The sequence below is a fragment of the Niastella sp. genome (assembly GCF_045805085.1).
Lineage (GTDB): Bacteria > Bacteroidota > Bacteroidia > Chitinophagales > Chitinophagaceae > Niastella.
Genome location: NZ_JBJMLX010000009.1, coordinates 1 through 11,591 on the forward strand (window position 1 = coordinate 1; position 11,591 = coordinate 11,591).

The 11,591-nt window shown below is 45.9% G+C and carries 9 protein-coding genes and 1 rRNA gene; 8 read left to right on the forward strand and 2 right to left on the reverse strand.

All coding sequences use genetic code 11. The features are described 5' to 3' along the window. A partial coding sequence (locus ACJ751_RS00510; protein WP_407743404.1) for a hypothetical protein occupies window positions 1-346 on the forward strand: 346 nt, incomplete at its 5' end. Between the two features lie 32 nt (window positions 347-378). Here the strand turns inward: ACJ751_RS00510 and ACJ751_RS00515 are convergent. Further along, entirely contained in the window at window positions 379-1,476 is a 1,098-nt protein-coding gene (locus ACJ751_RS00515) for a PQQ-dependent sugar dehydrogenase (protein ID WP_407743405.1), read from the reverse strand. A 182-nt stretch (window positions 1,477-1,658) separates the two neighbouring features. Between ACJ751_RS00515 and ACJ751_RS00520 the strand changes: the two genes are divergently transcribed. The 4 genes from ACJ751_RS00520 to ACJ751_RS00535 all read left to right on the forward strand — a co-directional run bounded on the left by ACJ751_RS00520 (window position 1,659) and on the right by ACJ751_RS00535 (window position 4,625). Next, window positions 1,659-2,249, forward strand: coding sequence for a LemA family protein (locus ACJ751_RS00520; protein WP_407743406.1), 591 nt, complete (start codon window positions 1,659-1,661; stop codon window positions 2,247-2,249). Window positions 2,250-2,259: 10 nt separating this feature from the next. Continuing rightward, window positions 2,260-2,721, forward strand: a complete 462-nt coding sequence (locus ACJ751_RS00525) for a TPM domain-containing protein (RefSeq protein WP_407743407.1) — start codon at window positions 2,260-2,262, stop codon at window positions 2,719-2,721. Between the two features lie 82 nt (window positions 2,722-2,803). Further along, on the forward strand, window positions 2,804-3,598 hold the full coding sequence (locus ACJ751_RS00530) for a TPM domain-containing protein (protein ID WP_407743408.1): 795 nt from the start codon (window positions 2,804-2,806) through the stop codon (window positions 3,596-3,598). Between the two features lie 172 nt (window positions 3,599-3,770). Further along, window positions 3,771-4,625 carry a TPM domain-containing protein gene (locus tag ACJ751_RS00535; RefSeq protein WP_407743409.1) on the forward strand — a complete coding sequence of 285 codons (855 nt, stop codon included), beginning with the start codon at window positions 3,771-3,773 and terminating at the stop codon, window positions 4,623-4,625. Window positions 4,626-4,814: 189 nt separating this feature from the next. Here the strand turns inward: ACJ751_RS00535 and ACJ751_RS00540 are convergent, their stop codons facing one another. After that, window positions 4,815-7,304 carry a M1 family aminopeptidase gene (locus ACJ751_RS00540; protein ID WP_407743410.1) on the reverse strand — a complete coding sequence of 830 codons (2,490 nt, stop codon included), beginning with the start codon at window positions 7,302-7,304 and terminating at the stop codon, window positions 4,815-4,817. Window positions 7,305-7,397: 93 nt separating this feature from the next. On the opposite strand from ACJ751_RS00540, the gene ACJ751_RS00545 reads away from it, so the two are divergent. The 3 genes from ACJ751_RS00545 to ACJ751_RS00555 form a co-directional block, all read left to right on the forward strand. Beyond that, a complete protein-coding gene (locus ACJ751_RS00545) occupies window positions 7,398-9,218 on the forward strand; it encodes a DUF4476 domain-containing protein (protein WP_407743411.1) in 1,821 nt (606 codons plus the stop codon). Between the two features lie 505 nt (window positions 9,219-9,723). After that, window positions 9,724-10,491, forward strand: a complete 768-nt coding sequence (truA, locus tag ACJ751_RS00550; protein ID WP_407743412.1) for a tRNA pseudouridine(38-40) synthase TruA — start codon at window positions 9,724-9,726, stop codon at window positions 10,489-10,491. Window positions 10,492-11,225: 734 nt separating this feature from the next. Continuing rightward, window positions 11,226-11,591, forward strand: a 16S ribosomal RNA gene (locus ACJ751_RS00555); the annotation flags it as partial.

Below are 11,591 nucleotides of genomic sequence, written 5' to 3' on the forward strand. Positions count from 1 at the left end.
CATCACCCTGAGCGTGCATACCAGCCCTACCGCCTATTTGTATCAGGGTGCTAACCTCATCGATTCCTTCCCCTTGCCACTGGATCAAACCGTTTCGCCGCAAAGCGCTACTTCAGATTATACGAAAATAGGAACCGACTCGCTGAATTTTGCAAACGGTGGTTTCCTCGATCTGCTTACGGGTGGTTTGTTGCCAAACCCGCCCACTGGCTGTAAAGTGGCGTTTACCGGCAATACCATGAAAATGACAATCGTGTATGATACCGTTACTACACAGGACTACCAGGGCGTACCGGCAAAAGTTACTATCCACCAGGTGTTGGTAGTTACGCTGCAGAAACAGTAGCGAGGTAACCAAATGCCTGGAGGGCTGATCAACTACCTCCTCGATACCTCAACAATCTTATCATCGTTCCCATTATCCGTACAAACAAAAACTTTCCCTTCGGGCGAAATGCAAACATCACGCATGCGGCCGTATTTATTTACAAAGAATTCAAACGTACTGTCGATACCAGTGCGGGCAGTATTTAGTTTTAACTGGATCAACCGGCTATCCTTTAACACGGCGAGTAACAGGGAATTTTTCCATTGCGGTATCTGATCTTTATCATAATAATCCAACCCGCTGGGGGCAATGGTGGGCGTCCAGGCCTGTAAAGGCTCGCGAACATTGTTGGCTGTACAAAAGCTTTGTTCATTACTTGTATTGCAAAAACCGGTAACGGTTGGCCAGCCGTAATTACGTCCTTTTTCTATGATGTTGATCTCGTCGTCAGTAGAGGGGCCATGTTCCGAGCTGTAGAGCAGGTTGTTGGCGTAAACTAGTCCCTGCGGGTTGCGATGCCCAAAACTCCATACAGGGCTGCCGGCGGTTGGGTTGTCGGCCGGAACGCTACCGTCGAGGTTCAATCGTAATACTTTACCATTGAGCGCGCTTTTGTTTTGCGGGTTTGTTTGGTCACTGGCGTCGCCGGTAGTGATGAATAATTTCCGATCGGGCGTTATCAATAACCGGCAGCCATTGTGAATGCTGGAAGCTTTTATATTATCGAGAATAATTTGCGGACTGATTAAGGTGGAACCATTGTAGGTATAGCGAACGATCTTTTCCTGGTAATTACTTCCGCTCATATAGTTGTACGCCACAAATACCTGGGGCGTGGTAGAGAAATCAGGATGCAAAACCATGCCCAGTAAGCCGCCTTCGCCCTGGGCAGTTACATCAGTGATGGTTAATAATGAGGTAACGGCGCCGGTGGCAGGGTTAACCCGGCTGATCTTACCGGTACGTTCGGTCATCCAGATAAAATTGTCAGGTCCCCACAGAATTTCCCAGGGATGGTTGAGTTGGCTGGTAAGTACAGTATCTTTTAGAATGGCGGCGGTGGCGTTGTTGTTTTTATCTTTCTTTTTGTCGCAACAGGTGATAAACAGGGTGATACATAAACCACTGCAAATGATTATTTGCTTCATAAAATAAGATTTAGCCAATCCTTCTGTAACGAAAACCATGCCGCCGCGACTAAATATTGCATAATGTTGGCAATGTTGGGCAGCGGGTGGATGTTAAAGGCCATCCACAGGAATGCATAGCTTAACAGTTTGTGAATCAAATGAATTGTGTACATTTATAAGACATAAAACTCTAAATTGATATGAAATCTCGTAATCTGGTCCTTATCGTTGTGGTGTTATTCATTTTAATACTCGGAGGTTGCGGTTGCAATGGATATAACAAGATGGTAAACCTCGATGAAAATGTGAAAAACAAGTGGAACAATGTTCAGAGTGATTATCAACGTCGTGCCGACCTGATCCCTAACCTGGTAAGCACCGTAAAAGGCGCTGCTAATTTTGAACAGACTACGTTGACCCAGGTAATTGAAGCAAGGGCAAAAGCTACTTCTGTAAATATAAATGCAGATAACCTCACTCCTGAAAAAGTACAGCAGTTTCAACAGGCGCAAGGCCAGTTGAGTAGTTCTTTAAGCAAATTGCTGGTAGTAGCTGAACAGTATCCGCAATTGCAGGCTACACAAAATTTCAGAGACCTGCAAACGCAACTGGAAGGAACAGAAAACCGCATCAAAGTTTCCCGTAACGACTTTAATACAGCAGTACAGGATTATAACGCTACGGCTCGTCGTTTCCCCAATAACATCTTTGCCGGCATGTTCGGGTTCAAAGTAAAACAAGGGTTCACAGCTGACGCCGGTTCTGAAAAAGCACCTAAAGTACAATTCTAAAAATACCCTTATGGCCTATAACCCTTTCGGTAAAAGGAAAGAATTTTTTTCGCCCGACGAACAGGAGCGTATTGTAAATGCCATACGCCTGGCCGAACAACAAACCAGTGGCGAGATCCGGGTGTATACCGAAAGCCGCTGCCGGTTTGTTGATCCTCTCGACAGGGCCGCTGAAGTTTTTTGGGGTCTTAAAATGGATCTGACCAAAGATCGCAACGGCGTATTGGTATATATTGCCATGAAGGATCGCCAGTTCGCCATTCTGGCCGACCAGGGTATTCACGAAAAAGTTGGGCAAACTTTCTGGAATGAGGAAGTATCGGTGATGAAAAAGCATTTTAGCAATGCCCTGCCTGCAGATGCCATTGAGGCGGTGATCGCGGATGTGGGGCAGGCGTTAAGAACGCATTTTCCGTACGACCGCTCTACCGATAAAAATGAATTACCCGACGACCTGGTGTTTGGAAAGTAATAAATCAGTTGCCAGATACCGGGAACCGGGATCTGGTAACCGGTATCTGCTGGCAGATCAATAATAGATAGGCATATTAACAATGATAAAGAGACTCAAACTACTTCTTGTTCCGGCCTTGTGCTTTATTTCGTTTTTGGCGTCGGCACAGGATATTCCCGCCCGACCGAATCCCCCAAAGTTGGTAAATGACTTTGCCGGCGTATTGTCGCCGGACGAAGAACAACGACTGGAACAACAGCTGGTGGCTTACGACGACAGCACCAGCAACCAGGTGGCCATTGTGCTGCTTAAAACACTCAATGATTATCCTATTGAAGAATATGCATTGAAGGTGCTTCGTAGCTGGGGCATCGGGAATGCAAAAACAAATAATGGCGTTCTTATTTTAGCGGCTATTGACGACCGCAAGATCAGGATCGAAGTGGGGTATGGCCTCGAAGGCGCCATTCCTGATATTACTGCCAATCACATCATCGAAAATGATATTAAGCCCAACTTCAGATCGGGCGATTATTATGATGGGTTGTCGCAAGCGGCCAATTCAATCATAAAAGCAGCCGCGGGTGAATACAAGGCGCCGGATAATTACCGCAAGAAAAAAGGCGGTGGCGGATTCCCGATCGGTCTCATTGTTTTTGTCATCATCATGGTGGTGATCTTTAGTGGCCGTAATCGCGGAGGCGGCGGTGGAATGATGAGCCGTCGTGGTTCAGGCTGGTTAGGCCCCTTTATTTTGGGTAATATGCTCGGTCGCAGCAGCGGTGGCGGTGGCTGGTCTGGTGGCGGCGGCGGCTGGGGCGGCGGAGGTGGTGGAGGTTTCGGCGGCTTCGGTGGTGGTGGCGGCGGTGGCGGCGGAGCCAGCGGTAGTTGGTAGAATATAATTAAGTAACAGGCGTAGGTAGTGGATTGTAACTATTCGTTTTACATAAACACAGTTTGTAAGTTATTGGGTTCTTTAGTTTGTTAGTTTCATAACTAACAAACTAAAGAACTAACAACTAACGAACTCAATACACAGAATCTACAAACCCAACTCTTTACTAAGAATGCGCAACTTCTTAATCCTATTCCTGCTTTTATCCAGTGTTTTTGCTTTCTCCCAACAAAAGGAACTCAATTCTTTTGTAAAGAAATTACCGGTGCCGCACAAAGCGGTGAACGACTTCGGCCGGTTCCTCACCAGCAGTGAAAGAGATACGCTGGAAACTGAATTGAAGTCGTATTTGAAACAAACTACCAATGCTATTGTAGTGGTTACCCTGGAGTCGCTAACCGATCCCAAAACAGAAAAGGAATATACTATTGAAGAAGCAGCCCTGGCGTATTTTAATACCTGGGGTGTTGGCGATAAAATAAAGAACAACGGGGTGTTGCTGATGGTTAGCCGCAATCCCCGGAAAGTAAGAATACAGGTAGGCACTGGCCTGGGAAACATTCTTACCAATGAAAGCTGCCAGCAGATCGTTGATAATAACCTGGTGCCGAATTTTAAACAAGGATTATTTTTTGCCGGAATAAAAGAAGCGGTTATTGCTATAGAACAGCGGCTTGATAACCTTGCGCTTGCTGCACAACAAGCAACAGCGCCCTATCTGACTCCCACTATTATACAGCATGAATCAGTAGATAAGCCTTATGACAACAACAACCCGGTAATTGGTTTTTCAATAATCGGCGGGATAATTTTGGTGTGTATACTGTATCTCAAGTACGGCAGGCCGCTGTCCAGTGGATGGTATACCCGTGACGGGTACATACCACGCGACGACTGGAATTTGTTTGGTAGCCATTCATCAGGAGGCGGCTGGTCATCAGGCGGGTCTTCGGGAGGCGGGAGTTCCGGAGGTGGCAGTTATGGCGGCGGCAGTAGCAGTGGTGGGGGAGCCAGTGGTGGCTGGTAAAATACAGTTAGTAGAAGGCGTATGTTGTGGATTGCAATTTTTCGTTACATGAATACAGTTTGTAAGTTATTGAGTTCTTTAGTTTATGAGTTAAAGAACTCAATAACTAACACTCAATAACCTACGAACCAAAACGAAAGGCCCCCTTATCACTAAGGAGGCCTTTTATATAAAGAGTCAACTTGTTAGTTAGAATCCTTTCTTATACCCAGATTCCATCTTCGTTTTAATATACTCGATCTGTGCCGCAGGAGCGCTGGCAGCTTCTTTCTTTTTAATAACGCCAGTCAGCAGGTTGTTTACATACGGAACTAAACCGTAAGCGGCCAGGGCATCACGGAATTCAATCACCATATCAACGCCTTTCTTTACTTTCTCAGTGTCTTTTACCACACCCAGGAACTGGCAGAAAGGTTGCAGCAGGTTGAATTTGGCTTGTGATATTGGCATGTCACCAAATGCTTTGGCAACAATATCAAAATTACTTTCATCACCCGATTTCACCATGATGGTGGTGATGGTTTCAACCAGTTTGCCTTTGGCTGGATATTTCGCCAGGCGTTTTGCCTCAGCTACTGCAGCGGCGCTGTCTAATTTAAACAGGGCGTCCAGCGAAATACCGGCAACAGTATACGATGAATCGTTTACATGTTTTGTGTAAAGTGATTTATAGGCGCCATTGTTAAATTGAACCAATACACCCAGTGCGCTGGCGCGTACAGTCGCTTTAGGATCATTTTGCGCGATCTCGGCCAGAATGGGTTCAGTCTGTTTTTTTACAGTTTCATTTTTCAGGTCCAGTTTGCCGATGGTGTAAGAGCGTAAACCAAAGTATTTATCTTTTAAAGCGAGCAGCATCAGTTCCTGCGCTTTGGCATTGTCCTGGTTTTTGCTGGCAAAATCAATGGCTTCGCGGCGGTCGAGGTAAGTGCCGGCATATTTGTACTGGTGAATAAAATTTTCCAGCGATTTGTTGTCTTTTTTCTCGGCCAGCAGGGTTTTCTTACCATCAAAATTTACCAGGTCCGGGCGTTTGTCATAAGAGAAAGAGAAGGTATCTTCTTTATCTTTTACCCATACATTGTGGCGAACTTTTTCAGCGCCATTGTACACATCGATAGCGATTGGTAAAGTGAATACTTTATCGCCGGCTTGTGTTTGCTTAACAGTAACCTGGACTTTTTTGGCGGCATCGTCGTAATTATAATCGATGGTCAGTTTGGGATGACCGGCGCCAAAATACCATTGGTTCCAGTACCAGTTCATGTCTTTACCAGTTACCTCTTCAAAAGCCAGGCGCAACTGGTGCGCTTCGCCTGTTTTAAATTTATTGGTAGTGAGGTACAGGTTCAATGCTTTAAAGAAAGCGCTGTCGCCCACATAGCTGCGCAGCATGTGTAAAATGCGGCCGCCTTTATTATAGCTAACGGCATCGAACATGGCTTCTTTATCATTATAATAAAAACGAACCAGGTCTTTTTTCTCGCTTTGGCTTTGAATATAGCCTTGCATATCGCCAAAGTTTTGTGCGTCGCCGGCATCCTTACCATATTTATATTCATCCCACAGTGTTTCGCTGTAGTTGGCGAACGATTCATTCAGCGTGAGGTTGCTCCAGCTTTCGCAGGTAACCAGGTCGCCAAACCACTGGTGAAACAATTCGTGGGCAATGGTGCTTTCCCAGCTATTGCCATCAACCAGTTCACGGGCATCCTGCTGAGCGCTTTCCTGGTGCAGGGTAGCAGTCGTATTTTCCATGGCGCCGCTAACATAATCGCGGCCCACGATCTGTGAGTATTTCACCCAGGGATATTCTACCCCCAGTATTCTTGAATAAAAGCCCATCATTTCGGGGGTGTGGCCAAAGATCTTTTTAGCTACAGGGGCGTATTCTTTTTCTACATAATAATTTACTTCCTTGCCTTTATAGCTGTCTTTTATAACGCTGTAATCACCTACACCCATAAAGAACAGGTAGGGGGCGTGAGGCAGGTCCATTTTCCAGTCATCGGTACGGGTGCCATCGGCATTGTTCTTTTGAGCAACCAGTTTACCATTTGAAAGCGTAACATATTTGGCCGGAACGGTCATAATGAACTCGTTGGTGGTTTTCTGGTCGGGCTTGTCAATGGTGGGGCACCATACAGATGTAGCTTCGGTTTCGCCCTGTGTCCAAATCTGGGTAGGTTTATCTTTTTCTTCACCTTTTGGGTTGATGAAATACAGCCCCTTGGCATCGGTAATGGCCGCGCTGCCCTGTACTTTTACTTCATTGGGTTTGGCGGTATATTCAATATACACGGTATACTGTTCCCCGCCTTTATAGGTTTTATCGAGATTGATATTTATCTGCAAGCCGTCGTACTGATATTTCAGGGTTTGGGTTGAACCGCCTTTTACGATGGCCACCTTGTGAATATCCATACCCTTGGCGTCGAGGGTAAGGCTGTCGGTGGAGTAGAAGTGGGGGGCCAGGGTGATCCAGGCCTTGCCATTCATGTATGATTTGCTGTAATCGAATTTTACGTCCAGTTTTGTGTGAACCAGGTCATTAATGCGGGGGGCGCTTTCCCGGTACTGTGTTTTCCACGAAGTGTCGGGTGTTGGCTCTTCCTGTTGCTGGGCCCACAGGCGGGGCAGTATTCCCAGCGCCAATATTACTAGTGAAACCTTTCTCATATCGAAATTTTAGAATTTAAGAGTTGTAAAGATAGGAGGGCAGTTCCTTAATAATTGTAAAAAAATGTATAAGTGGCTGTGGTAAAAAGGCAAATGAGTAGATTTGCTACTATGAGCAATCCTTCCCGACTTATAAAACTGTTTGCTTTTGTATCAGGGTTGTGTATTTCGTATACATCAGCGCTGGCACAGCAGTCTTTATATGTGTACCTGCAATCTGAAAACCTGCAGCCTTTCTATGTGCAGATGGAAGACAAGGTATACAGTTCCTCTGCTATTGGGCACCTGATTATTGCCGGACTGCCCGATAAGACCTGCAATTTCGAGATCGGTTTTCCACAGCAGGCTGCCCAGCCGCAGCGTTTTGCTGTTCCATTAAAGAATAAAGACCATGGTTTTCAACTGGTAAAAAGTGCTAAAGGTTGGGCCCTGCTCGATCTGCAAACCGATGAAACTATACGTCCCATGAAGGATGCCGGCAACAGCAACCTGTTGTATGGCGAACGTAAAAAGGATGATGCTTTTGCTACTTTAATGGCCGCCGTGGTCAATGATTCTTCTGTTTTATATACCTCAATAGTGAAGAAGGAATTGGATAAGGTGCCCGGCGTGGCAGATGCCGAGGGAAAACCGGCCGACAATCAACAGGTGGTGAAGGCAGAAGAAAAACCGGTTCAACCCAAAGAAACGGATAACATTTACAGCGTACAGGCTATCATAGATTCGGCTATAAAAAAAGGTTCCATCGCTGCTGCTCCCGATTCTGCAACTGTGAAACCCGGGCAAGTGGGGGCAGGCTTGCAATCGGCCACTACCGATTCTGCGGTTACCAAATATGACCCCAAAGAGCGGGGCCTGAATGATAAACCGGTTACAGCAGGCGTGGCTAAAATTCAGCAGCAGTCAAAAAACGGGGAAACCAAAATGGTGTTTGTCGATAGCAGTGAAACCCCCGCTAAAGTGGTGACCGTATATATAAATGAAGAAAAAGAAGCGGAGAATAAGCCTGCGGTTCAAACCCAACCGGCCGTTACGCCTCCTGCTGAAAATAGCACAACTACCAATGTTGTAAAGAACGAGGCTAAACAAGAGCCACTCCCTGCCCAAAACAAAGAACAGGTAGCTGAACAAATAAAGAAAGAAACCTGGCGGCCGGCCCCAACGGAAAAAAAGCCCGCCACCACCGATACGGTTACCATAATTCTGGAATCGCCGCAAATGAAAAAAAGTACAACGGCGGAAGAACCCAAGCCATTATACAAGCCCAAACCCGAAACGCAACCCGAGCCTGTAAAGCCGGTAACGAAGGATACGGCTACTGCAAAACTGTTTGACTACGGTAAAATGCAGGTAGAACTGGTTCAGGGAAATGCAGTGGTAAAAGAGGAAGCGGTAAAACCGGTTGCGGCCGATAACTCGGTTAAAACTGCAGTAACTCCCATTAAAAAAGAAAAAGAAGAACCTGCCAAAGAAACCCCGAAAGCCGTAATGGAGTCGCCGGTTACGAAAAAAGACACTGCGGAGGCGGTTACAAAACCAGCAGAAACAGAAAAGCCAAAAACTGCAGAACCTGAAAAGAAAGCAGAAACCTCCAACAAGCTGGTAATGATCAATTCAGACTGTGCAAAACTGGCGACAGATAATGATGTAGATAAAATGCGGGTAAAGATGATGGCTGAGGGCGATGAGCAAAAGCGGCTGGCCGTTGCTCAAAAATACTTCAAAACCATGTGTTTATACGCCCGGCAAATAAAGGCGTTGTCGGAATTGTTCACCGGTGACACGTCAAAATATAAATTCCTCGAACTGGCTTATCCCTTCGCCGCCGATACGGCAAACTTCAAGCAGTTGTATGACTTATTAGGCGATGAGGCCTATGTGACCAGGTTTAAAAAGCTGGTGAAAATACAATAGTCCCAGGTTCAATGTTTAAAGTTGAAAGTGCCGGAACCTAAGATTCAGTTCATAGATTCTAAGTTCTTGAGTTACCGGTTATCAGGTACAAGGTGCCGTGTTCTCGCTTCAGCTACCCTAAATTTATGGCTATTCCTAATAAGGATTGCCTCGAGATTGCCTGGGAGTTGCCTGGGAGTTTCCTAGGAGTTGCACTGGAGTTGCACTGGAACCTTCTATTCAGTGCAACCCTGGTGGTAGGGCAGTGCAGGCAGCAGGGGCTTAGTCTCGTTCGCCCCTTAGCAAAGATGCAGCTTACCCTTCTTCGCAAATCCTTCGCAAGTTCTTCGCAAATTTGCGAAGAAGCCTAAGAGGATTCTAAGAGAAGTCTAAAAGGATTTGCGAAGAAATCTGGCTGTTTTGCCTCAAAACCTACGAACCCGGCAACCAGCCACTTAGAAATGCAGAGGCAAGAACCTTAAACTTTGAACTTTAAAACTTAGAACTGTGTTTTAACTTGCGCCCCATGAATCGATATTTTTTGGAAGTGGCATACCATGGCGGGCGATACGCAGGCTCGCAGGTGCAGCACAATGCATTAACTATACAGGCCGAGCTGGAAAAAGCCCTGGAGGTTTATTTCCGGGGGGCGGTCCCCCTAACCGGGTCATCCCGAACCGATGCCGGAGTGCATGCCAGCCAGAATTACTATCATTTCGAACTGGAGAACCCTATAAATCCGAAGGCCATTTATAACCTCAATGCTATTTTACCAGCCGATGTGGCTATCAGGCAGATTGTGCCGGTAGCCGAAACCGCGCATTGCCGGTTCGATGCCATTGCCCGTGAATATGAATACTTTATCTACAAGGTAAAAGATCCGTTCCTGGTTGACCGCGCCTGGTTTTACCCTTATACCCTCGACTGGGAGGGGTTGCATGCAGCTGCTGCTGTATTAAAGGAGTATACCGACTTTACCTCCTTTGCGAAACGCAATTCCCAGGTATATACCTTTAACTGTAACATCCTGTACAGTGAGTGGAAAGTGCAGCCGCAGGGGGCAGTTTACCGGGTAAAAGCCAACCGTTTTTTACGGGGGATGGTGCGTGGTTTGGTGGGTACCATGTTGCAGGTGGGAAGGGGGAAAATAACCCTTCAGCAATTCAGGGAAATCATCGAAGCAAAGGACTGTACGCGGGCCGATTTTGCGGTGCCGGGGCATGGCTTGTTTTTACAAAAAGTAGTGTACCCCGATACTTATTTTTTGAACACCCAAAATGTTAAGATCGGTTGAACATAATAGTGGGACGTTAGTGACGTGGAAGATGAAACAATTTTGAAAGCGAATTATTAAGTGTAAAAACGCCTGTAAAAAAAATATTCTGCTGAAACCCTTGCGGGAAGAGCGTTTCACCAAAGGGTTGAAAATAAGAACGAAAATTATTTGGTAGTAAGTTAAACACGCCTATCTTTGCCGCCCGCTTTACAAAAAAGCACACTACACAAAAGCTCTTTACATAGAAATCGTTTACCAACTGCAGATAAAATAGGCTTACAAACTGAGAGAAAGAGCAGAAGAAAAAGATGAAAAAAAGTTTGGAAGTGAGAGTGAAATGAGCTTATCTTTGCAGCCCGGTTTGAACGAAAAAGCTCTTAAAAAATTGCAACGAAATCAGAGAAAAAGAAATTGCGAAAAGGGAAAGAAAAATTTTGAAGCAATAGATGAGAAACATTACCTTTGCAACCCCAATCGAAAAGAGGGGAAGCGAGGAGAGGAAGGGGAGAGAGAAAGTGAGGATGCGAGAGCAAGATACGAAGTAGATAATAACGAATGAGTGAGGTTGGACGGAGGTAAAGGAAAAATAACATACGATATTTAAGATCTTTGAAAGTTTGGAAGCAACAGCACTTGAATAATTTCAAGTAAATTAATCAAGGTAAGAATCTAGCGACTCGAAAAAAATTAACACGATTCACAAAGTTGATTTTCTTATTGAGAGAATTTAGCTAAGTGATCAAAACTCATTTACAATGGAGAGTTTGATCCTGGCTCAGGATGAACGCTAGCGGCAGGCTTAATACATGCAAGTCGAGGGGCAGCGCAGTGTAGCAATACATGGGCGGCGACCGGCAAACGGGTGCGGAACACGTACGCAACCTTCCTTCAAGTGGGGAATAGCTTTCGGAAACGAAAATTAATACCCCGTAATACGGTTGAGATGGCATCATCTTATCGTTATAGATCCGTCGCTTGAAGATGGGCGTGCGCCTGATTAGGTAGTTGGCGGGGTAACGGCCCACCAAGGCCGCGATGGGTAGCTGGTCTGAGAGGATGGTCAGCCACACTGGGACTGAGATACGGCCCAGACTCCTACGGGAGGCAGCAGCAAGGAA